The sequence below is a fragment of the Pseudomonas fluorescens genome, from assembly GCF_040448305.1.
GTDB lineage: Bacteria > Pseudomonadota > Gammaproteobacteria > Pseudomonadales > Pseudomonadaceae > Aquipseudomonas > Aquipseudomonas fluorescens_BH.
Genome location: NZ_CP148752.1, coordinates 5671932 through 5694275, shown reverse-complemented (window position 1 = coordinate 5694275; position 22344 = coordinate 5671932). Strand labels below are relative to the sequence as shown.

Here is a 22344-nt window from a genome sequence, read left to right as displayed (position 1 = left end):
TTGATCAATGGCGTGGGCGTCAGTGACTTTCGTTGCAGAAATTGCAATGAAGGTCGAGTCGCCACTATAAAAAAAGCCGCTGACAGCAGCGGCTTTGAAGACAACTTTTCAAAGGGAAGAGCCGATGAAAAGTGTCGAGGGAAACGGGAGTGATCGGTGCAGATCAGCTGTCTTTCTCGACCCGTGGCTGGGCCTGGATGCTGGATGCTTGCGGGGCTTGGGCGTCTTGCACAGCTTTGGCTGTCATCTCGATCCGATGCTCTTCGAACGTTGCAGCGCGTGCGGCGTTATGCGCAACGAAAGTCTGCGATTCTTCCGCCATCGCCAACGGCGACAGGAACAAAGAGGACAAAACGAAAGCGCTGGCAATACCCATACTGTTGGACATCTTTAAAACCTTCTTGCTTGGCAAGTGCTGTTTGGTGCGGGCAAAGATAAGGATCTTGGGGGAGGGGAAAAAGAGTGGATTCATGAAAGGACTGTTGCGGTTATGGCAATAGTGGGTTGGCCGCCTATATGTGTTCAACCCAAATCCAATGTGGGAGCGAGCCTGCTCGCGATAGCAACACCTCGGTCCTTGAGTTGCACCGCGTTGCCTGCATCGCGAGCAGGCTCGCTCCCACAAAGGAAGAAGAGGATCAGACAGGAAGATGAATCCCGAACGTATTCATCCCATGGTCACTGCGCACGAACACATCCCCACCATGCATCAACGCAATCGCCTTGACGATGGCCAGCCCCAGACCGTGGTTGTGGCCGCTGTTGCTGCGTGACGCATCGACCCGGTAGAAGCGCTCGAACAGGCGCGGCAGATGCTCACTGGCAATCGGCGAGCCGGGGTTGGCGACGCCGATGCTGACTTGATGCTCCTGGACTTCGATCCGCACTTGAATCACCTGCCCGGGCGCGGTGTGCTGCACCGCGTTATTCAACAAGTTGATCAACGCCCGGCGCAGATGGGCGATTTCGATCCGCACTTGCGCGTCACCACTGACCTCAACCTGGACCTGAGCGTCCTCGAGAATGAAATCCAGATATTCCAGGGTCGTGGCTACTTCATCCGCCAGCGACGTGGACGTCAGTTTGGTCGCCTTGCTGCCCTGATCGGCGCTGGCGAGGAACAGCATGTCGTTGATGATCGAACGCAGTCGCTCAAGCTCTTCGAGGTTCGATTGCAGCACTTCGAAGTAATGCTCGGCGGAGCGCCCGCGGGTCAATGCGACCTGGGTCTGGCCGATCAGGTTGGTCAATGGCGAGCGCAGTTCGTGGGCGACATCGGCGTTGAATGACTCAAGGCGCGAGTAGGCCTGCTCGACCCGTTCCAGGGTCGAGTTGAACGAACTGACGAATTGATCAAGCTCAGGCGGCAACGGTGAGAGTCGCAAGCGTCCCGAGCGCAACGGCGGAGCCAGGCGCTGGGCTTCCTGGGACAGTTTGATCAGCGGCTTGAGCCCGATCCGCGCCACCCAATAACCCAGTGCCGAGGCCAGCAGCACGCCGACAATCGCCAAGCTGATCAGCGCGACCAGTAGGTGATGCTGGGTATGGAAAAACGTTTCGGTGTCGATGGCGATCATGAAGCGCAGCGCTGGGCGCTGGTCCTTGGCCGGGAATTCGCTGACCAGCACTTTCAGCGGATACGGGTGCTCCGGCAGATGCATGTCGCGCGTGCCCAGGGGCCCTTGGGCAAAGGCGCGGATCTGCGGGGTCAGGTTGCCGTATTCGTAGTGCGGATCGCCGCTGATGATCCAGAAACTGATGCGTTTGTCTTCTTCGCTCAGCAGGTTGAGCTTGTTGTTGATCTTCACCCAGTGCTCGGGCGTGCCGTAACGGCCGACCGTGGATTCGAGCACGCTGTAGCGCGCATCCAGTTCGGCTTCGGGCAGCAGGCCCAGGCCCTTGTCGACCTGCTGGTACAGCGCCCAACCGATCAACAGAAAGACCAGAAGCGCCACCAGTGTGAACATGCCGCTCAGGCGCAGCGCAATGGAATTACTGGACACCACGGCTCTCCAGAACATAACCCATACCGCGAATGGTGTGCAGCAATTTTTCTTCGAACGGCCCGTCGAGCTTGGCCCGCAGGCGTTTGATCGCGACTTCGACGACGTTGGCGTCGCTGTCGAAATTGATGTCCCAGACCATCTCGGCAATGGCGGTTTTCGAGAGGATTTCGCCCTGACGCCGGGCCAGCACGCTGAGCAGCGAGAACTCCTTGGCGGTCAGTTCCAGACGTGTACCGGCGCGGGTGGCCTTGCGGCTGATCAAATCTATCCACAGGTCAGCGATACTCACCTGCACCGGTTCATGGCCGCCGCTACGGCGGGTCAGCGCTTGCAGGCGTGCCACCAGTTCAAGGAAGGAAAACGGTTTGCCCAGATAGTCATCGGCGCCTTCACGCAGGCCCTTGATGCGATCTTCCACACGCTCGCGGGCGGTGAGCATGATCACCGGGGTTTGCTTGCGCGCACGCAGGGCGCGCAACACACCGAAGCCGTCGAGGCCCGGTAGCATCACGTCGAGGACGATCACCGCGTAGTCGCTCTCCAGCGCCAGATGCAGGCCTTCCACACCATCGCGGGCCAGATCCACGGTGAAACCCTGCTCCGTCAGGCCGCGATGCAGATAGTCCGCGGTTTTTTCTTCGTCTTCGATAATCAGAACGCGCATGACCCCGCCTCAGTCTGTGGTCGCCAGCACCGGTTCTGGCGCAGGTTTAGGTCGATGGAATAGCCGCTCAAGCCACAAGTATATGACCGGCGTGGTGAACAGCGTCAGCGCCTGGCTCACCAGCAAGCCGCCGACCACGGCGATCCCCAAGGGCTGGCGCAACTCGGCGCCGGTGCCGTAACCGAGCATCAGCGGCAGGGCGCCGAGCAGGGCGGCAAGGGTGGTCATGATGATCGGCCGGAACCGCGTGATGCAGGCCTTGAAGATCGCTTCCTCTGGCGACAGTCCGCCATTGCGCTGCGCTTCGAGGGCGAAGTCGATCATCAGGATGCCGTTTTTCTTGACGATACCGATCAACAACACCAGCCCGATCAAGGCCATGATCGAAAAGTCCTGACCGCAGATCCACAGCATGATCACTGCGCCGAGGCCCGCCGAAGGCAAGGTGGAAATGATCGTCAGCGGGTGCACGAAGCTCTCGTAGAGCACGCCGAGGATGATGTACACCGCCAACAGCGCCGCCAGGATCAGCCACGGCTGGCTGGCCAGCGAACTCTGGAACGCCTGGGCCGCGCCCTGGAAGTTGCCGCTGATGGCGGTCGGCATGCCGATGTCGGCCTTGGCCTGGTTGAGCATGATCACCGCATCGCCCAACGCCACGCCGGGGGCCAGGTTGAACGACAGGTTGGCGGCGGGAAACATCCCGTCATGGGCGATGGACAGCGGGCCGATGGTCGGCGCATCGAACCTGGCCAGGGCCGACAGCGGCACCATTTCCCCGCTCAGGGGCGAGCGCAGGTAGAAATAGTTGAGGCTTTCGGCCTTGCCGCGCTGTTTGGTATCCAGTTCCAGGATCACGTTGTACTGGTTGATCTGGGTCTGGAATTCATTGACCTGGCGCTGGCCGAAGGCATCGTACAGGGCTTCGTCGACGTCGCTGGCGGTGAGGCCGAAACGTGCCGCGGCGCTGCGGTCGATGCTGATGTGGGTGATGCTGCCGCCCAGTTGCAGGTCGTTGGAAATGTCGCGGAAGGCCGGGTTGGCGCGTAGTTTTTCCGTCAGGCGTTGGGTCCAGGTGCTGAGGGTCGCACCGTCGTTGCTCTTGAGCACGTATTGGTACTGGGCGCGGCTCGGGCCGGAGCTGAGGTTGATGTCTTGCCCTGCACGCAGGTAGAGCACGATGCCCGGGACTTTCATCAGTTGCGGGCGAATCCGGTCGATGAACTGGCTGGCCGAGACATCGCGATCCCCGCGTTTTTTCAGGGTGATCCAGAAGCGGCCGTTGGCAATGGTCTGGTTGCTGCCCGAGACGCCGACGGAATGTGAAAACGTTTCGACTGCGGGATCGGCAGCGACGATTTCGGCCATCGCCAGGTGTTTTTTCACCATGTCGCCATAGGAAATATCGGCAGCAGCTTCGGTGGTGCCGAAGACGAAACCGGTGTCCTGTATCGGGAAGAAACCTTTAGGAATGAAGATGTAACCGGCGACGGCCAGAGCCAGCGATAAAGCGAACACACCGATCATCGCTTTCTGGTGGGCGAGGGCGCGGCGCAGGCCTTTTTCGTACCACGCCAACAGGCGTTCACCGAAGCCCGGTTTGTCGTGGGCGCGATGCACCGGCGCGCGCATGAACAGCGCTGCCAGCGTTGGCGCCAATGTCAGCGAGACCACCACCGAAATCATGATGGTCGAGGTGGCGGTCAGGGCGAACTCCTTGAACAGCCGGCCGACTACACCGCCCATGAACAGCAGCGGAATGAACGCCGCCACCAGCGAGAAACTGATCGAAACCACGGTAAATCCGATCTCGCCAGCGCCTTTGATCGCCGCCTCGCGCATGCCGTCACCGGCCTCGAGATGCCGGTGGATGTTCTCCACCACCACGATCGCATCGTCCACCACAAAGCCCACGGCGACCACGATCGCCACCAGGGTCAGGTTGTTCAGGCTGAAGCCCATCACATACATCAGCGCGAAACTGGCGATCAGTGACACGCCGAGCACTGCCGACACGATCAGCGTGGCCGACAGTTGGCGCAGGAACAGCGCCATCACCGCCACCACCAGCATGATTGCAATCAGCAGGGTGATTTCCACTTCATGCAGCGAGGCACGGATGGTCTGGGTGCGGTCGATCAGCGTCTTGACCTGCACCGAGGCGGGGAGCATCGCTTCCAGTGCCGGCAAGGCGGCCTGAATGCGGTCCACGGTCTCGACGATGTTGGCGCCTGGTTGGCGGAAGATCACCAGGTTGACCCCCGGTTGCGAGCCCGCCCAAGCCTGGATGTAGGCATCTTCCGAACCGTTGACGACTTTGGCGACATCGCGCAGATGAACCGGTGCACCGTCCTTGTAGGAAACAATTAGCTGGCTGTAGTCCTCCGGGTGGAACAACTGGTCGTTGGTGGACAGGGTCGAGATGCTCGACTCCCCGTACAGCGCCCCTTTGGCCAGGTTGAGGCTGGTCTGCTGGATCGCCAGGCGAATGTCCGCGAGGGTCAGGCCGATGGCCGCGAGCTTGTCCGCCGAAACCTGGACGCGAATCGCCGGACGCTGCTGACCGGTGATGACGACCTGGCCTACACCGTCGACCTGACTGAGCTGACGGGACAACAGGGTTTCCGTCAGGTCGCTGAGCTCAGGGCCTGGCATCAGCGACGAGTTGACGCTGAGGATCAGCACCGGGCTGTCGGCCGGGTTGACCTTGCGCCAGGTCGGCAGGTTCGGCATGTCCTTGGGCAGTTTGCCCGCGGCGGTGTTGATCGCGGCCTGCACTTCCTGGGCCGCGGTGTCGATGCTTTTATCGAGGGTGAATTGCAGGGTCAGGATGGTCGAGCCGAGGGCGCTGCTCGATGTCATCTGGGTCACGCCGGGAATCGCGCTGAATTGCACTTCCAGGGGGGTGGCCACCGAGGAAGCCATGGTTTCCGGGCTGGCGCCGGGCAGTTGCGCGGCCACCTGGATGGTCGGGAATTCTGCCTCCGGCAACGGCGCTACCGGAAGGCGCGGAAACGCGATGACACCCAGCAGCACCAGGGCGAACGTCAGCAGGACCGTGGCCACCGGGTGGTCGATGCACCAGGCTGAAACCGAACCATGGCCCTTCATTGCGCCGCCTCCGATCGCACCACTTGAGGCGGCTCGGTCAGCACTTGCACAGTAGCGCCGGGCTTGAGCCGCGACTGACCATCGCTGACCAGTACATCACCGGGCTTCACACCCTTGATGATGTCCTGGCCGCTGCCTTGATAAACCATCTGCACCTGCACGGCTTCGACCTTGTCGCCATTGACCCGGTACACGAAGTGCTGGTCGAGGCCGCGTTGTACGACTGTCGGCGGCACCACCAGCGCATCTTTATCCAGGGCTGTCTGAATCTTTACCGTCACCAGCAGACCCGGCCAGAGCTTCTGCCTCGGATTATCGAACTCGGCCTTGGCGCGGATGGTGCCGGTGCTGGCGTTGATCTGGTTGTCGATCAGGGTCAGGTGGCCCTCCCCGAGCAGGTTGCCGGTTTCGCCGTCGGCACCGATGTAGGCCTTGACCCGGGCGTGCTGTGGGTCGTTGATCAGGCCTTGCAGGGTCGGCAGCATTTGCTGCGGCAGGGAGAATTCCACGGCGATCGGGTCGATCTGGGTCACCGTGAACAGGCCCTTGGTGTCGGTCATGCGCAGGAAGTTGCCTTCGTCGACGGTACGAATGCCGACACGACCGCTGACCGGGGAGCGAATTTGTGTGTAGGAAAGCTGTACCTCGGCGGAGTCAATCGAGGCCTGGTTACCTTGGGCGGTGGCCTTGAGCTGGTTGACCAGGGCTTGTTGCTGGTCGTAAGTCTGCTTGGACACGCCGTCGTCGACACTCAACAGCTTGTAGCGCTTGAGGTTGACCAGCGCCACTTGCAGTTGCGCCTGGCTTTCGCCCAATTGTGCCCGGGCCTGGTCGAGGCTGGCGCGGATCGACCGGTCGTCGATGGTGGCCAGCAGGTCACCTTTTTTCACCAGTTGGCCCTCCTTGACCAGCAGTCTGGTGAGGATGCCGTCGATTTGCGGGCGGACCACGACGCTGTGCAGGGACAGCACCGAACCGATGCCACTGACGTAGCGTGGTACGTCTTTTTCGGCGACGGCGACCACGCGTACCGGGATGGCGGTGGGGGTGGCGAGTTTGGCCTTGGCCGGTTTGGTCGCGTACCACAGGCCCAGCGCTGCCAAAACGATCAGAAGGGCGACGAGCAGGGCGGATTTTTTCTGGATTCGCATGCGAGTGGGGCGCCGGGGCTGGGTAGACGGTTGGTATTTTCCTTTATAAACCTGTTTGCCGGTCAGGAGGGTGACGGCTAACTGACGGCGCTGTCAGTTTGTGGGACTTGGCGGCCTCTGGGCCGACCATGTTGTGGGTGACCGTGTACATATCCGTTGCTTCGGTAACGGCGACTTAGGGTTTCGCCCTGACGGCGACTCACTTTTTTTAACAAGCGCCTCAAAAAAAGTAAGCAAAAAAAGCGCTCGCCCCGAACGTCCGGCCCCTCGCTGGGGCTCGGTGTTCCTTCGCTCCGGCATTCATCCGGGGGCATTGCCCTCCGGTCTGCTTCGCGACGACCTACATGCAATGAGTTCGACTGCGTCGAACGGCGCTGCGCGCCAATCCCCGGATGAACGCCTCCACTCAGCCTTCCGAGGGGGCGGGTGGATCAAGATCAAGAGCTGCAGGCGAGCTAACGCTCGGCCTGATGAGTGGTGAGAAGCGGCGGGTGTACGCCGATCTGTTTTTGCTCTTCTGTGGGAGCGGGCTTGCCCGCGAAGGCGGCGTGACAGCCAGCCAATTTCTGGCAGATTTATGCAAATCCAACTGTGAGCGAGCCTGCTCGCGAAAGCGGTGTATCTGCTCACAGAGATGTTGAATGTGAGAGCGCCATCGCGAGCAGGCTCGCTCCCACAATGAATCAATCTGATGTGAGCCGGGTTCGGGCATCCATCAATTCGCCACCCGAACCCCACCCAGACTCCCGCTCAATTCATACGCCGCCAATTCCGCCTGATGAGCCGCCAGCAATTCCGGCAACGATCCACGCAAATACTCGACCCAGGTCTTGATCTTCGCATCCAGGTACTGGCGCGACGGGTAGATCGCATACAGGTTCAGTTCCTGGGAGCGGTAGTTGGGCATCACGCGCACCAGCGTGCCGTTGCGCAGGCCTTCTATTGCGGCGTACAGCGGCAGGACGCCAACGCCCATGCCGCTGATGATCGCGGATTTCATCGCGTCGGCGGAGTTCACCAGAAACGGTGAGCTGTTGATGGTGACCATTTCCTGGCCATCAGGACCGTCGAAGGCCCATTTCTCCAGCGGAATCACCGGGCTGACCAGGCGCAGGCAGGCGTGGTTGAGCAGGTCGCTGGGTTTTTGTGCGCAGCCGTTGGTTTTGACGTAGGCCGGCGAGGCGCAAACGATGCTGTAGGTGATTCCCAGGCGCTGGGAGACGAAACCCGAGTCCGGCAGTTCGCTGGCGAGGACGATGGACACGTCGTAGCCCTCGTCGAGCAGGTCCGGCACGCGGTTGGCCATGGTCAGGTCGAAGGTTACGTCCGGGTGGGTCTTGCGGTAGCGGGCGATGGCGTCGATCACGAAGTGCTGGCCGATGCCGGTCATGGTGTGCACTTTCAGTTGCCCGGCTGGGCGCGCGTGGGCGTCGCTGGCCTCGGCTTCAGCTTCTTCGACGTAGGCCAGGATCTGTTCGCAGCGCAGCAGGTAACGCTTGCCGGCTTCGGTCAGGGCGATGCGGCGGGTCGTTCGGTTGAGCAGGCGGGTTTGCAGGTGGGCTTCCAGGTTGGAGACCGCGCGCGAGACGTTGGCCGTGGTGGTGTCCAGTTGCACGGCGGCGGCGGTGAAGCTGCCGGCTTCGGCCACGTAACTGAAGGCGCGCATGTTTTGCAAAGTGTCCATGGGGTGCTCTCTAGGCGAATGGCAAATTGTGACACGAAGTTTCTGTTTATTTACAGGCGACTAAAGATCGACCAAGGGATTATCTCGTTAACGGTAACAAAGATTCACAGGAATCCCAGCTTATCGCCTTTCAGGCCGCCCCATAGAATTGCGCAACTCGCAAAACTCCCCACCTCAGGAAATCGCAGCAGTGCCGCGTCGCATCAACAGAGCGCTTCAACCGCTCAGTGTTTTGGCTTTAACCCTGGCAATCAGCGGCTGCATCGGAACCGGAGGTATTGCCCCGCAGGGCAAGGCGCTGGAGGCCAATTCACTGGCCACCGACGAGGCAATCCAGAGCGCCGCGCAAGAGGCGCACTGGCCCACCGCGCAATGGTGGCAAGCCTATGGCGACCCGCAACTGAATCGCTGGATCGATCTCGCTCTGCAAGGCAGCCCGACCCTGGCCATGGCCGCCGCCCGGGTGCGTCAGGCCCGGTCCATGGCCGGCGTGGCTGAAGCGGCCGAGTCGCTGCAGATCAATGGCGAATCCACCCTCAAGCGTCACAACTGGCCTACCGACCAGTTCTATGGCCCCGGCGAGCTGGCCAACTCCACGACCTGGGACAATAACGCGGCGCTGGGTTTCAGCTATGCCCTTGATCTCTGGGGTCGCGAAAGCAATGCCACCGAGCGCGCCGTGGACATGGCGCACATGAGCGTCGCCGAAGCGCGTCAGGCCCAGCTCGAATTGCAGGACAACATCGTACGGGTCTACATCGAGTTGTCGTTGCATTACGCCCAGCGGGACATCGTCGAAGCGACCTTGAAGCAGCAACAGCAGATTCTCGAGCTGGCGCAAAAACGCCTGAACGGTGGCATCGGCACCCATTTCGAAGTTAGCCAGGCCGAGACGCCGCTGCCGGAAACCCATCGCCAGATCGACGCCCTCGACGAAGAAATCGCCTTGAGCCGCAACCAGCTCACCACCCTCGCCGGCAAGGGCCCGGGGGAGGGCGCGCAGTTGCAGCGGCCAACGCTGTCGCTGGGTGCGCCGCTGAAACTGCCGTCGTCACTGCCGGCGCAATTGCTCGGCCAACGCCCGGACGTGGTCGCCAGCCGTTGGCAAGTGGCGGCGCAGGCGCGGGGCATTGATGTCGCCCATGCCGGTTTCTACCCGAACGTCGATCTGGTCGGCAGCCTCGGCTACATGGCCACCGGCGGTGGGGCCCTGGAGTTTTTGACCGGCAAGAAACTCAACTACAGCGTGGGTCCGGCGATTTCGTTGCCGATCTTCGATGGCGGACGCTTGCGTGCGGAGTTGGGTGAAGCCTCGGCGGGTTATGACATCGCCGTGGCCAAGTACAACCAAACCCTGGTCAACGCGCTGAAAAACATCTCCGACCAGTTGATCCGCCGCGAGTCCATGGACAAGCAGCAGGCTTTCGCCGCCGAGTCGGTGGCCACGGCGCAGAAGACCTACGACATCGCGATGATTGCCTACCAGCGCGGCTTGACCGATTACCTCAACGTGCTCAATGCCCAGACCTTGTTGTTCAAGCAGCAGCAAGTGCAGCAGCAGGTTCAGGCGGCGCGTTTGAGCGCCCATGCGCAATTGGTGACGGCACTCGGCGGTGGTTTGGGCGCGGGCAACGATGTGCCGAAAGATAGCCAGACCCAGGCACCGAAAACCCCGGTTCTGCTGAGGTGAATGTAATTCCTGTGGGAGCCAGCCTGCTGGCGATGAGGGCGGCACATTCAACATTGGTGTCGACCGATACTCCGCTATCGCCAGCAGGCTGGCTCCCACAGGTTCCGGGTTTACATCGAATCTTGTTGAGCAGGAATAAATGACTCCCTTGCCCGCACCCTTGCGCTGGCTGTACTCCCTGGAATGGCGTCGGGGTTTCTTCGACTGGTCACGCAGTGACGGCGTGACCTGGGTCTACATCTTCAAGGTGCTGTTCGCGGCATTCCTGACGCTGTGGCTGGCCATGCGCCTGGAGCTGCCGCAACCGCGTACGGCGATGATCACCGTGTTCATCGTCATGCAGCCGCAAAGCGGCCAGGTGTTCGCCAAGAGTTTCTATCGTTTTCTCGGCACCCTGGCCGGGTCGGCGGTGATGGTCGCGCTGATCGCCCTGTTTGCGCAGAACACTGAACTGTTCCTCGGTTCGCTGGCGATCTGGGTGGGTATCTGCACGGCCGGCGCCACCCGCTGCCGCAACTTCCGCGCCTACGGTTTCGTACTCGCCGGATACACCGCGGCGATGGTCGGCTTGCCCGCGCTGGCCCACCCGGACGGCGCGTTCATGGCGGCGGTCTGGCGGGTGCTGGAAATCTCGTTGGGTATTCTCTGTTCGACCCTGATCAGCGCTGCAATCCTGCCGCAAACCGCCAGCGCCGCCATGCGCAACGCCCTGTATCAGCGCTTCGGCGTGTTTGCCCAGTTCGTCACCGACGGCTTGCGTGGCCGCAGTCAACGCGAGGCGTTCGAGGCCGGCAATGTGCGCTTCATTGCCGAGGCAGTCGGACTGGAAGGGTTGCGCAGCGTCACCGTGTTCGAAGACCCGCACATGCGTCGGCGCAATGGACGACTCAGCCGCCTGAACAGTGAGTTCATGGGCATCACCACGCGCTTCAATGCCCTGCATCAGTTGCTCGAACGCTTGCGCAGCAACAATACGGATCATGCCGTGGCGGCGATAAAACCGGGCTTGCAAGACCTCGCCGAATTACTCGACGGCTTCAGTGGCCGTGCGCTGACCAGCGCCGATGCGGAGCGTCTGGTTACGGCGCTGAGCGCCTACAAGGCAGGGTTGCCGGCGCGGGTGCGCAGCCTGCGGGCGATCTTTCAGGAGAGCGAACCGAGCGACGACGAACTGCTGGACTTCCACACGGCGTACGAACTGCTCTATCGCTTCGTCGACGACCTGCACAGTTATGCACAGACCCACGCCTCCCTGGCCGATCACAGTCACGAACGGGAGCGCTGGGACGAGCCGTTCACTCCGCAAACCAACTGGATGGCGGCGGCTGCATCGGGGATACGCGCAGCGTTCATTCTGGTGGTATTGGGCAGTTATTGGGTAGCAACCGCTTGGCCGAGCGGCGCGACCATGACCCTGATTGCCGCCGCGACCGTGGGCCTGTCCGCTGCCACCCCGAACCCCAAACGCATGGCCTTTCAGATGGCGTGCGGGACGTTGCTCGGGGCGCTGATCGGCTTCGTCGAGATGTTTTTCATTTTCCCGTGGATCGACGGATTTCCGTTGCTGTGCGTGATGCTCGCACCGGTGATCGTACTCGGCTCGTTCCTGACCTCGCGACCGCAATACGTCGGCGTCGGCCTGGGCTTGTTGATCTTCTTCAGCACCGGTTCGGTGCCGGACAACCTCACGGTCTACAACCCCTACACCTTCATCAACGACTACATCGCCATGGTGCTCGGCATGCTGGTGTGCGCAGCGGCCGGGGCGATCATTTTGCCGCCCAACAGCCGCTGGCTGTGGCGTCGTCTGGAGCAGGATCTGCGCGGTCAGGTGGTGTACGCCATCAGCGGCAAGCTCAAGGGGCTGGCGTCGAGTTTCGAAAGCCGCACCCGCGATCTGGTGCACCAGGCCTACGGCTTCGCGGCGGGCCAACCGCAAGTGCAGCGGGACTTGCTGCGCTGGATGTTCGTGGTGCTGGAAGTCGGTCACTCGATCATCGAGTTGCGCAAGGAGCAGGCGATTCTGCCGGTGCATCCGGCCTATGCCGAATCCCAGCCATGGCGCCAGGCGATCCGGGTGATGGGTCGTGCGCTGGTGCGGCTGTTCCTGCAACCGAACAGCAGCAACCTGGAGCGCGCGCTGATCGCCGTCGATCACGCGATCAGCCGTGTGCAGTCCACCGACGAACCCTTCGCCCCGCACTTCGATACCTCGGCGTTGCGCCGGGTGAAGAGCTACCTGCACTTCATCCGCACCTCGCTGCTCGATCCGCAATCACCGCTTGCCGGCTACGTAACTGCCAGTGCCAGCGCCAAGCCACAAGGACTTGAACATGCCTCGTGAAATCGCCTTCCACGGCGTGTACATGCCAACCATGACCCTTATGTTTTTCATCGCGGCGGCGCTTGCCTGGGCGCTGGACCGGTTTCTGTCCGGGTTCGACCTGTACCGTTTTTTCTGGCATCCGGCGTTGCTGCGCCTGAGCCTGTTTACCTGTCTGTTCGGCGCGTTGGCGCTGACTGTCTACCGTTGACTCTCTATCACTGACTCTCTATCTCTGAAGAATGCCCCGATGAAAAAGTTTTTCAGCCTGCTCGCGACCTTGCTGGTGCTGGCCCTCGCGCTGTGGATCGGCCGCTCCTTGTGGGAGCACTACATGAACACGCCATGGACCCGCGACGGCCGCGTGCGCGCCGACATCATCAACGTCGCCGCCGACGTCACCGGTGAAGTGGTGGACGTGCCGGTGCGTGACAACCAACTGGTGAAGAAGGGCGACTTGCTGATGCAGATCGATCCCGAGCACTACCGTCTGGCAGTCAAGCAGGCGCAAAGTCTGGTGGCATCACGCAAGGCGACCTGGGAGATGCGCAAGGTCAATGCCCATCGTCGTGCCGATATGGACAACCTGGTGATCTCCCGGGAAAACCGCGACGACGCCAGTAACCTCGCCGACTCGGCCCTGGCCGATTACCAGCAGGCCCAGGCGCAACTGGAAGCCGCCGAACTCAACCTCAAGCGTACTGAAGTGCGTGCGGCGGTGGATGGCTACGTGACCAACCTCAACGTGCATCGCGGCGACTACGCGCGCATCGGCGAGGCGAAAATGGCCGTGGTCGACATGAACTCGTTCTGGGTCTACGGCTTCTTCGAAGAAACCAAGCTGCCCCATGTGCGCGTCGGTGATAAGGCCGACATGCAACTGATGAGCGGCGAAGTACTCAAGGGCCACGTGGAAAGCATCTCGCGCGGCATCTACGACCGCGACAACCCGGAAAGTCGCGAGTTGATTGCCGATGTGAACCCGACGTTTAACTGGGTGCGTTTGGCGCAGCGGGTGCCAGTGCGGATTCACATCGATGAGGTGCCGGAGGGTGTGCTGTTGGCGGCGGGGATTACTTGTACGGTGGTGGTGAAGCAAGGTGATGGTGCATAACCGATAGACCGAGTCGCCTGCTTCGCGAGCAAGTCGGATCGCCGCACCGCCGCTCCCACATTTGATCTTCAGTGACCGATGAATTTATGTAGGACACAAATCCAGTGTGGGAGCGAGCCTGCTCGCGATGGGGGTGGCTCGGTCCACATTTCACTCCTTGCAAAACGTCTCATGCAAATGCCGCCAGATCACCCGGCCATCGGCATGCTTTTCAAACACCACGGTCGAGCGACGATCCGAGTGCAGCCCGGTGGCATCGGTCTGTTGCTCACGGTAACTCACGGTCGCGCCACCGTCGTACAGCGCAATGCCACATAACTCACTGAGCTCGATCCGGAACCCGAGCTTCTTGCCACCCGCCAGCGTGAACAATTCGCTCAGCGCGTCAAAATCCAGCACCCGACCGAGTGGTGAGACCATGGAGAACTGCGGCGAAAAACGTGTCAGCAGTTTTTCGAGTTCGGACGCGTCGCGTTCTTCCGCCAGCCATTGTTCGATGGCCACGTGGGCCTGGATCACTTCTTCGAAGTATTCGGTGTAGTCGGTCATGTTGTTTCCTGAAAATCTGTGGTGTTTCTTCTGACGCCTTCGCGAGCAGGCTCGCTCCCACAAGGGATTGGAGTTGTCCACAAAGACAGTGGCTGAACACGGAGCCCTGTGGGAGCGAGCCTGCTCGCGAAGGGGGCGATGCGGTCTCAGAGCTGCCCACGCAACCCGAATCGCTTCATCAGCCCCGATTCCAGCAGCCCCTTGGGCAACAAACCTGCCAGTAGCGGCAACGCGCGGCTGCCATTGCCGAGGCGAATCAGTCGCGGCGGCTTGTCCTGCTGCACAGCCTTGAGCAATCCAGCCGCAAACTCAATGGCCGGGGTCGGGTTGTCCTGAGAGGCTTTGGCCCGAGCGCGTATGCCTTCGCGCAGCGGAAACCATGGCGATTGCTCACTGATCAGTTGCTCGGCTTCGTGCCCGGCATTCCTGGCGAAGCTGGAAGCGATGGCCCCCGGCTGGACTTCCATGACCCGCACACCGAACGGCGCCAGTTCCATGCGCAAGGCATCACTCAAGGCATGCACTGCGGCTTTCGAGGCGCAGTAGGCACCGGCGAATGGCGTGACCAACACACCCGAAACGCTGCCGATATTCACGACCAATCCTTTGGTCCGGCGCAGCACGGGAAACATCGCGCGAGTGACGCCAACGACAGCGAACACATTGGTTTCGAACTGGCGTTGCATGGCCGGTACGCCGCCATCGAGCAACGGCCCCATGGCGCCATAGCCCGCGTTGTTGATCAGCACATCGAGGCCGCCGGTTTGTTGGTTGATTCGCTCGCTCAAGGCTTCGAGTGCCGCGGTGTCGTTGACATCCAGTTGCACGGCGGTGAAACCCGCAGCGGTGAGTGCCGCGACATCTTCGGCCTTGCGGGCACTGGCCCAGACTTCATAGCCGGCGACCTTGAACGCATCGGCGAGGGCGCGGCCAATGCCGCTGGAGCAACCGGTAATCAACGCAACGGGCATGGCGCATTCCTTGTGCAAAAAATGGGGAAGGGATCAGTCGGAAAAACTACCCTGCAATCGCTCGGCGCGAAACTCCAGGGTTTCCGGACGGTAGCCAGGGCGCAATGGCGGCAGCGGCAAACAGTCTTCCCAGTTGCCTCCGGCCTGCAATTCGCCGGGGCCACGATAGCGCGGGGCGGAGTATTGATTGTCGGCCAGGTTCACCGTATCGCCCGGTGCATAAGCCGCGACCCGCCAGCGCAGCTCAGTCAGCGGCACGTCATTGCCGTTGTTGAGGGTCAATTGCAATGGGCGGTCGGCGGGACACTGCTGCGGTGCGTAACTGATGCGCAACTCCAGGCGTTGCAGTTGCTTGAGCTCGTGCTGGTCCATCCAGATGACCCAAGTGGCGACGATACCCAGCCCCACGGCAGCCGCCAGGGATACGGGCAAGGCCTTGGCTGGATAGCGCAGCAACAGGATCAGCCAGGTGATGACCAGCAGGGCGCCGATGAACATGACGTAAATCTCGGGAATAGAGAGGGTCATCCTACCTAAGCGCAGGTGGGGTTGGCGATGGGCGGGGCGTGGCGATGGTACAGAAGTCCGTCTGTCGGCCCTGTAATTTCTGACAGTAGCCAGGCACTTGATCGACAGGCTTAGATGAGGGGAGTGATTCCGGAGCGGCTACCGTGCCAGCAACCCTTTCAATCCACCGCCACACCCCGAGCCTGACCACAAGTGACCCTCGGGGGTTGCCAGTCCGCGCCGTGGGTTACTGGCGTGACATCGACGGCGTGCCGCCTCAGGCACGGGTCAACCGCACGGCCCATGATTGGGCAGGGCGCGCGGTTGCGCAGTGGGACCCGCGGTTGTTTCTGGACGCTTCGGCACCGCCTAATTTGCAAACGGTTTACGCCTTGTCCGGCGCGGTGTTGAGTACCAACAGCGTCGATGCCGGGTGGCGTGTGGCGCTGTCGGGTGAGGCGGGGCAGCCGCTCCATCACTGGGATGGCCGGGGCTCACAGCGCAGGCTGCAATACGACACTCAGTTGCGCCCGGAATCGGTGTTCGAACAGACGATGGACGGCGAAGCGGTTTGTGCGGAGCGCTTGAGTTACGGCGCGAGCGATCCGACTTTTGCCGAGCACAACCAATGCGGTCAACTGATTCGCCATGATGATCCGGCGGGGACGCAGCGGTTTACCGAGTTCGGCTTGCACGGCGCGGCAGTGGAGCAGGCGCGGCATTTTCTGCAAGCGTTGTCGCTGCCGGATTGGCCCGAGCCGGTAGCCGATCGCGAATTGCTGCTGGAGCCGGGCGAAGGCGCTATCACCCGATCGCACTTCAACGCATTGGGCGAGGTCTCCCATCAAACCGATGCCAAGGGGCACCGCCAGTTATTCCATCAAACCCTCGACGGCCAATTGCGCGCGGTCAGCCTGCAACTCAACGGCGTACCCACCCCGAAAACGCTGCTCAGCGCCATCACCTACAACGCCCACGGCCAGACCGAACGGGAAGTCGCCGGCAACGACGTGATCACCACGCTGGAATACGACGCGCAGAATGGCCGACTGACCCGCCTCCAGGCGCAACGCGGCAACGAAGCCCGGCAAGACCTGCACTACGCCTACGACCCGGTGGGCAACGTGCTGAGCATCGAGGATGTCGCGCAGCCGATTCGCTACTTCGCCAACCAGCGGATCGAACCGGTCAATCGCTACGCCTACGACAGCCTGTCGCAACTGATTGAAGCCACGGGTTGGGAAGCGGGCGGTGCCAATAAAGGCCCACAGTTTTCGACGTTTGATGACCCCGCGCCCCGCGCCAATTACCGCCAGACCTATCACTACGATACGGGCGGTAATCTGTTGGAACTGACCCACGAAGGTCCGCAAAGTCATGGACATCGACTGGTCGCGGCGGCGCACAGCAACCGTTGCCTGCCGGTGCTGGAAGGCATGGAGCCCGGTGAAGACGACTTCCGCCGAGGCTTCGACGGCAACGGCAACCTGCTCAACCTGCAACCGGGGCAGGCCCTGGCCTGGGACCTGCGCAACCAGTTGGGCGAAGTGCGGCCAGTGGTGCGCGACTCGGGTCTCAACGACCGTGAACATTATGTCTACGGTGCCGACGGTATGCGCCTGCGCAAAGTCCGCGAGACGCTCGCCCATGCCCGGACGCTGATTGCTGAAACCCGTTTTCTACCGAACCTGGAGCTGCGTAATGACAGCGGCACCGGCGAAATGCTGCAGGTGATCAACGTGCAGACCGGGCGCAGCAGTGTGCGGGTGTTGCATTGGGAGTCCGAGCCGCCGAAAGACATGGGCAATGACCAATACCGCTACCACCTGACTGATCATCTGGGCTCCTGCACCCTGGAACTTGACGATGACGGTGAAGTGATCAGCCAGGAGCGTTATCACCCATACGGCACCACCGCTTGGTTCGCCGGGCGCGGGGAGGTAGAGGCGAGTTACAGGACGGTGCGTTATTCGGGAAAGGAGCGGGATGCGACGGGGCTGTATTACTACGGGTTCAGGTATTACGTGGCGGGCTGGCAGCGGTGGTTGAATCCGGATCCCGAAGGGAGTGTTGATGGTCTTGATTTGTTCGCATTCCTTGGTGGTAACCCTCTCAGCTACAAAGATATTCAAGGCACAAATAAGATTTATGTTAATGCGCTGAATGCTGATCAAAAGAAATCGATTCAGTTTGATGGGCGGGAGATATCACCGATCAGTGAACTGAATGATGATGTTCCTGGGTTTAAAATTAAAGTAAAGCCGGTTTTTCGGGAGGTCAATGAAGAACTCTATAACGCTCTACTGCATGCGCGTGATGCGAATATGATTACGAAGCTGCTATTGGGGAAAGGTGCTCCGAATCAGATTGTTGACCTGTTGAGGGGAGATTTGAGTCCACTGGAAATGGTTTTGGAGCATAAGCAGGTGCGAGAGTCTGAAAATCGGGTGCAGGCGGCTATAGCTTCGGGAATTGGAGCATGTGGAGAGCACGCAAGGATAACATTCAACCTTCTTGCGAGTGCTCAAACAACGCAGCCGGTTTTTAGAGTGTCTGCAAAGGGTGTTGATCACGGTTTTAGTATTATTGGTGATCTCCGAGAGTTGCCATTTGATAAGGTTGTGGTTGTAGACGCATGGCCAATATTTCCTAGGGCTCATACATTGGATGTTGGTCAGTTCGAGGTTGATGTTATCAGAGAGACTGCGTTGGCAGAGGCTGATCCGAAGTACTCTATGGACGATGCTAAATTATTAGATAATAGTAAACTTGATTTTCCTGATGGGTCGTCAATGGAGCGCATTCGCGAAATTGGTAAAATTCGAAATAAGTATATGCAGCTGTTATCAATAAAAGATGAGTATCGGAAGCTGGACTATATGTTTGACAATGATTTTGGAGGGTTTGATCTTCTTCCACGTAGTTATGTCTTTGATCGCGTGAAGCATGTCGCGAGCTATGTGAACGCTACAAACAGATACTAAAAAGCCCCCACCCAACCCACTGCGGATAGGGACGCAGTGGACTGAATGGGAGCTATTTTTACCAATCGCTTACTGCGCGATAGTCTTCACAGCAACCCCACGCTCAACCGGCGTCGACCGCCCGTAGATATCCTCAAACCGCTCGATATCGTCCTCACCCAGATAGCTCCCCGACTGCACCTCGATGATCTCCAACGGGATTTTCCCCGGGTTACGCAGGCGATGCACCGAAGCGATCGGAATGTAGGTCGACTGATTCTCGGTCAGCAGGAACACGTTTTCATCACAGGTCACCTCGGCAGTGCCGCTGACCACGATCCAGTGCTCGGCGCGGTGGTGGTGCATCTGCAGCGACAGGCACGCGCCCGGTTTGACCGAGATGTGCTTGACCTGGAAGCGCCCGCCCATGTCCACCGAGTCGTAGGAGCCCCACGGACGGTAGACCTCGCAGTGGTTCTGGGTTTCGCTGCGGCCCTGTTCGTTGAGGGTGTTGACCATCTGTTTCACGCCTTGGACCTTGTCCTTGTGGGCGATCATCATGGCGTCCTTGGTTTCCACCACCACGATGTTTTCCAGGCCGATCACCGACACCAGTTTGCCGTTGCCGTGGATCATGCAGTTTTTGCTGTCCTGGATCACCACGTCGCCTTTGGTGACGTTGCCGTTGGCGTCTTTTGCATTGACTTCCCACAGCGACGACCAGCAGCCGACATCGCTCCAGCCCGCGGTCAGCGGCACGACGCAGGCGCGTTGGGTTTTTTCCATCACCGAGTAGTCGATGGAATTGTCCGGGCAGCAGGCGAAGGTGGCTTCGTCGAAGGTGATGGTGTCGGCATCCTGATGGCTGCGTTCCAGGGTCAGCAGGCAGGTGTCGTAGATGTCCGGATCGTGCTTCTTCAGCTCTTCGAGGAAGCGGCTGGCGCGGAACAGGAACATGCCGCTGTTCCAGAAGTAGCCGCCGGACTGGACGAACTCGGTGGCGCGCTTCACGTCGGGTTTTTCGACGAAGTGCGAGACACGGCTGACGCCTTCAGGCAGCAGCGAGTCGTTGGTCGACTTGATGTAGCCATAACCGGTTTCCGGCTTGGTGGCCGGCACGCCGAACAGCACCATTTCACCGTTTTCGGCGGCGACGGTGGCCAGGGCCAGGGCGCGCTGCAGGGCTTTCTGGTCTTCCAGCACGTGGTCGGCCGGCAGCACCAGCATCAGTTCGTCGCGACCTTCACTGACCAGCATCATCGCAGTCAGGGCCACGGCCGGCGCGGTGTTGCGACCGAACGGCTCCATCAGGATGCGTTGGGTTTCCAGTTTGCGCGCCGCTAATTGCTCGTTGACGATGAAGCGGTGGTCCTTGTTGCAGACCACGATTGGCGAGTCCATGCCTTCGAACACCAGGCGTTCCAGGGTTTGCTGGAACAGGGTGTGTTCGCCGGTCAGGGCCAGGAACTGCTTAGGGAATTGTTTGCGGGAAAGCGGCCAAAGACGTGAGCCACTACCACCTGACAAGATCACCGGAATCATGTTGTTACTCCTTGAATATCGATTGGTTAGAGCTACTGCGTTCTGTCGTTTCACTCTTGTTTTTGTCTCGTGTCCGGATTGACGCTGCGGTCCCCTGTAGGAGCGAGCCTGCTCGCGATGACGGTGTGTCAGTCGACATCAATATTGGATGTCAGTCCGCTATCGCGAGCAGGCTCGCTCCCACAAGGGGAACTGCGTCAATCAGGCAAAATGTATTAGCGCGTCGACACCGGGCGTTTCACCCAGACCGGCGACAGGCTGCTGCCGCTGCCGGTGACGTACAGCACCGCGGCTTCACCGCGTTCCAGAGCGACCGGTTTCACGTCGCCGACTTTGGTGGTGCCGTCGTACAAGGCCAGGCTGACCTTCACCGGGTTGATTTCACGCTCGCCGCGACCCTTGGGTGCAACGTTCGGGACTACGTCGGTCTTGCCGTCGGCGGTCTTCAGGGTCAGCGCCTTGTCGCTGAGGTTTTGCACGCGTACCAGGGACTTCTGCTTGTTCTTGAACGGCGGCTCTTCGATCAGTTGCGGTGCGCCGCTGGCGTTGTTGACCAGGGTGTAATAGTGGTCGCCGGCCAGTTTCACCGGCAGGCTCTGGCTGCCGACCTTGGCGCTGTAGTCGCCGCCCGGCATGAAGCTGAAATCACTGCTCGCCAGTGGCGCGACGTCGCTCAGGTTGGTGCTGCCGACGGTGGCGCTGACTTCGGCGTTGCTAGCGTTGTAGATGCGCACGAAGGTCGAGCCTTTCGGCGCGACCGGGCCGTACAGGGCGGCGTCGCCTGCGGCGAAAGCCTGTACCGACAGCACGCTGAGGCCGGCAACCAGGGCAAAGCTTTTAGCGAGACGACGAGGAGTTGTAGTGAAAGTCATGGTGTACCTCTCTTTCAGTTTTGCGCCCGGTCGGGCGTCTCGGATTTAGTGTTTGCAGCTACGTTTTGTTGGCGGGCGCCGGCTTGTTTAAGCTCTGCGACCCACTGCGGGTCGGCGTCGCCGATTTCGTTGTTCACGGGCAGATATCGTTCAGGGAACTCCCAGATCAGCACCTGTGGCGGGCTGTTCTTGAAGGCATCGCTTTTGAGATAGCTGAGCATCGGCTGAATCGGGCCGTGGCCGTCTTCGGCGTAATTGACCACGTCGCTGTTCAGCGCTTGCTTGAGCGCACCGACGAAGTTCCAGGTGGGGTTGGCGCTGTAGCTGGTGCCGATCAGGGCCACTGGCACTTCAGTGTTGGCGAACAGCGCGTCGTCGCCGGCGGGCTGATCTTCAGCCGCGACCGTATTGCGCTTTTGCAATTGCTCCTGTTTAGGCATCAGGTTTTCGAACAGCGGGTCCAGTGGCAGGAACAGACGCAGGTCGCCCTTGTGCGTAATGGTCTCGGCAGGTTCGGTAACGAAACGCTGCGGCTCGCCGCTCAGCGGGTACTTGTCGGCAATGGTCCTTGCCAGACGGTTGGCGGCGATCTCGGCACCTTGCGGCGTCCAGTGGGTGTCGGTGCGCAGGAACACTTGCTGGCCATTCTGCTTGGCCTGTTGCAGCGGGCCGAGCAGGTCAGGGGCCGGAATCCGGTCGGCGGCCAGACGCTGGTGGAAGTCCTTGTAAAGGTTGGCGTGGATGCTCGCCGGTTTCACTTCACCGAGGTGTTCCGGGTACAGGCGCACCTTGGCCGGCACCACTGCCATCACCAGTTGCACGCCTTTTTCCTTCAAGGTCTGGCGCACGCCTTCGACCAGCGCGTAGTTGCCTTGCAGGTTCAGCTCTTCGTTGACCACCGGGTGGAATTCTTCATCGCTGTACAACCACTGGTCGCGACCGAGCACCACGCCCGGACGACCTTCGTTGAACAGTTTGAAATCCAGTGCGGCCCAGAGGTTGGTGCCCAGGCGCTTGATCGGGAACTCGTCGTCGTAGTGCGTTTCCACGGCTTTGCTCCAGCGGCCGTTGAGCACCGTCGCATCGGCGTTGGTGCTGAAGCCGAAGAAGCTGCGCACCGACCACAGACCGAGCACCAGCAGGGTCACCAGGAACAGCGCGATGTAGAAGATGCGTAATGAGCGGGTCATGGTCAGA

General features: G+C 60.6%; 17 protein-coding genes. 5 read left to right on the top strand and 12 right to left on the bottom strand.

Annotation, left to right across the window (positions count from 1 at the left end):
- Positions 1-163 precede the first annotated feature (163 nt).
- The 6 genes from WHX55_RS25860 to WHX55_RS25835 form a co-directional block, all read right to left on the bottom strand.
- Positions 164-388: a hypothetical protein gene (locus tag WHX55_RS25860; RefSeq protein ID WP_150727948.1), complete on the bottom strand. Its 225-nt coding sequence runs from the start codon at positions 386-388 to the stop codon at positions 164-166.
- Between the two features lie 250 nt (positions 389-638).
- Complete coding sequence (locus tag WHX55_RS25855) at positions 639-2003, bottom strand: heavy metal sensor histidine kinase (RefSeq protein ID WP_353741557.1); 1365 nt, start codon at positions 2001-2003, stop codon at positions 639-641.
- Positions 1993-2670 (bottom strand): heavy metal response regulator transcription factor, encoded by a 678-nt coding sequence (locus tag WHX55_RS25850; protein WP_223447766.1) that lies wholly within the window; start codon positions 2668-2670, stop codon positions 1993-1995. The genes WHX55_RS25855 and WHX55_RS25850 overlap by 11 nt, the downstream gene beginning before the upstream one ends.
- A 9-nt stretch (positions 2671-2679) precedes the next feature.
- A complete protein-coding gene (locus WHX55_RS25845; RefSeq protein WP_150756195.1) occupies positions 2680-5781 on the bottom strand; it encodes a multidrug efflux RND transporter permease subunit in 3102 nt (1033 codons plus the stop codon).
- Positions 5778-6932 carry an efflux RND transporter periplasmic adaptor subunit gene (locus WHX55_RS25840; RefSeq protein WP_353741556.1) on the bottom strand — a complete coding sequence of 385 codons (1155 nt, stop codon included), beginning with the start codon at positions 6930-6932 and terminating at the stop codon, positions 5778-5780. Before WHX55_RS25840 ends, WHX55_RS25845 begins: the two co-directional genes overlap by 4 nt.
- A 715-nt stretch (positions 6933-7647) precedes the next feature.
- Entirely contained in the window at positions 7648-8616 is a 969-nt protein-coding gene (locus tag WHX55_RS25835) for a LysR family transcriptional regulator (protein WP_008050110.1), read from the bottom strand.
- Between the two features lie 190 nt (positions 8617-8806).
- Between WHX55_RS25835 and WHX55_RS25830 the strand changes: the two genes are divergently transcribed.
- From WHX55_RS25830 to WHX55_RS25815, 4 genes are all read left to right on the top strand, one after another.
- Entirely contained in the window at positions 8807-10306 is a 1500-nt protein-coding gene (locus WHX55_RS25830; RefSeq protein WP_151213840.1) for an efflux transporter outer membrane subunit, read from the top strand.
- A gap of 139 nt (positions 10307-10445) precedes the next feature.
- Positions 10446-12650, top strand: a complete 2205-nt coding sequence (locus WHX55_RS25825; protein WP_353741555.1) for an FUSC family protein — start codon at positions 10446-10448, stop codon at positions 12648-12650.
- Complete coding sequence (locus WHX55_RS25820) at positions 12640-12840, top strand: DUF1656 domain-containing protein (RefSeq protein WP_007896379.1); 201 nt, start codon at positions 12640-12642, stop codon at positions 12838-12840. Before WHX55_RS25825 ends, WHX55_RS25820 begins: the two co-directional genes overlap by 11 nt.
- A 39-nt stretch (positions 12841-12879) precedes the next feature.
- Positions 12880-13743 carry an HlyD family secretion protein gene (locus WHX55_RS25815; protein WP_057395860.1) on the top strand — a complete coding sequence of 288 codons (864 nt, stop codon included), beginning with the start codon at positions 12880-12882 and terminating at the stop codon, positions 13741-13743.
- Between the two features lie 150 nt (positions 13744-13893).
- Here the strand turns inward: WHX55_RS25815 and WHX55_RS25810 are convergent, their stop codons facing one another.
- From WHX55_RS25810 to WHX55_RS25800, 3 genes are all read right to left on the bottom strand, one after another.
- On the bottom strand, positions 13894-14292 hold the full coding sequence (locus WHX55_RS25810; RefSeq protein ID WP_353741554.1) for a DUF4440 domain-containing protein: 399 nt from the start codon (positions 14290-14292) through the stop codon (positions 13894-13896).
- A gap of 146 nt (positions 14293-14438) precedes the next feature.
- Entirely contained in the window at positions 14439-15263 is an 825-nt protein-coding gene (locus tag WHX55_RS25805) for an SDR family oxidoreductase (protein ID WP_353741553.1), read from the bottom strand.
- A 33-nt stretch (positions 15264-15296) separates the two neighbouring features.
- The gene (locus tag WHX55_RS25800; protein WP_150754563.1) at positions 15297-15761 is read right to left on the bottom strand and encodes a multidrug transporter; all 465 of its coding nucleotides are present in this window, start codon (positions 15759-15761) and stop codon (positions 15297-15299) included.
- A gap of 173 nt (positions 15762-15934) precedes the next feature.
- On the opposite strand from WHX55_RS25800, the gene WHX55_RS25795 reads away from it, so the two are divergent.
- Positions 15935-18754 (top strand): RHS repeat-associated core domain-containing protein, encoded by a 2820-nt coding sequence (locus tag WHX55_RS25795; protein WP_353741552.1) that lies wholly within the window; start codon positions 15935-15937, stop codon positions 18752-18754.
- 69 nt (positions 18755-18823) lie between these two features.
- Here the strand turns inward: WHX55_RS25795 and WHX55_RS25790 are convergent, their stop codons facing one another.
- The 3 genes from WHX55_RS25790 to WHX55_RS25780 form a co-directional block, all read right to left on the bottom strand.
- A complete protein-coding gene (locus WHX55_RS25790; protein WP_353741551.1) occupies positions 18824-20275 on the bottom strand; it encodes a mannose-1-phosphate guanylyltransferase/mannose-6-phosphate isomerase in 1452 nt (483 codons plus the stop codon).
- Between the two features lie 215 nt (positions 20276-20490).
- A complete protein-coding gene (locus WHX55_RS25785) occupies positions 20491-21147 on the bottom strand; it encodes an alginate O-acetyltransferase AlgF (protein ID WP_150726844.1) in 657 nt (218 codons plus the stop codon).
- A 14-nt stretch (positions 21148-21161) separates the two neighbouring features.
- Complete coding sequence (locus WHX55_RS25780; RefSeq protein WP_150726843.1) at positions 21162-22337, bottom strand: alginate O-acetyltransferase; 1176 nt, start codon at positions 22335-22337, stop codon at positions 21162-21164.
- Positions 22338-22344 lie beyond the last annotated feature (7 nt).

Bases quoted from the DNA above. Each gene is read 5' to 3' on its own strand.
- WHX55_RS25815 (WP_057395860.1), top strand. From the start codon at position 12,880: ATGAAAAAGTTTTTCAGCCTGCTCGCGACCTTGCTGGTGCTGGCCCTC.
- WHX55_RS25800 (WP_150754563.1), bottom strand. From the start codon at position 15,761: ATGTTCATCGGCGCCCTGCTGGTCATCACCTGGCTGATCCTGTTGCTG.
- WHX55_RS25860 (WP_150727948.1), bottom strand. From the start codon at position 388: ATGTCCAACAGTATGGGTATTGCCAGCGCTTTCGTTTTGTCCTCTTTG.
- WHX55_RS25810 (WP_353741554.1), bottom strand. From the start codon at position 14,292: ATGACCGACTACACCGAATACTTCGAAGAAGTGATCCAGGCCCACGTG.
- WHX55_RS25835 (WP_008050110.1), bottom strand. From the start codon at position 8,616: ATGGACACTTTGCAAAACATGCGCGCCTTCAGTTACGTGGCCGAAGCC.
- WHX55_RS25780 (WP_150726843.1), bottom strand. From the start codon at position 22,337: ATGACCCGCTCATTACGCATCTTCTACATCGCGCTGTTCCTGGTGACC.
- WHX55_RS25850 (WP_223447766.1), bottom strand. From the start codon at position 2,670: ATGCGCGTTCTGATTATCGAAGACGAAGAAAAAACCGCGGACTATCTG.
- WHX55_RS25785 (WP_150726844.1), bottom strand. From the start codon at position 21,147: ATGACTTTCACTACAACTCCTCGTCGTCTCGCTAAAAGCTTTGCCCTG.
- WHX55_RS25825 (WP_353741555.1), top strand. From the start codon at position 10,446: ATGACTCCCTTGCCCGCACCCTTGCGCTGGCTGTACTCCCTGGAATGG.
- WHX55_RS25845 (WP_150756195.1), bottom strand. From the start codon at position 5,781: ATGAAGGGCCATGGTTCGGTTTCAGCCTGGTGCATCGACCACCCGGTG.
- WHX55_RS25805 (WP_353741553.1), bottom strand. From the start codon at position 15,263: ATGCCCGTTGCGTTGATTACCGGTTGCTCCAGCGGCATTGGCCGCGCC.
- WHX55_RS25840 (WP_353741556.1), bottom strand. From the start codon at position 6,932: ATGCGAATCCAGAAAAAATCCGCCCTGCTCGTCGCCCTTCTGATCGTT.
- WHX55_RS25820 (WP_007896379.1), top strand. From the start codon at position 12,640: ATGCCTCGTGAAATCGCCTTCCACGGCGTGTACATGCCAACCATGACC.
- WHX55_RS25790 (WP_353741551.1), bottom strand. From the start codon at position 20,275: ATGATTCCGGTGATCTTGTCAGGTGGTAGTGGCTCACGTCTTTGGCCG.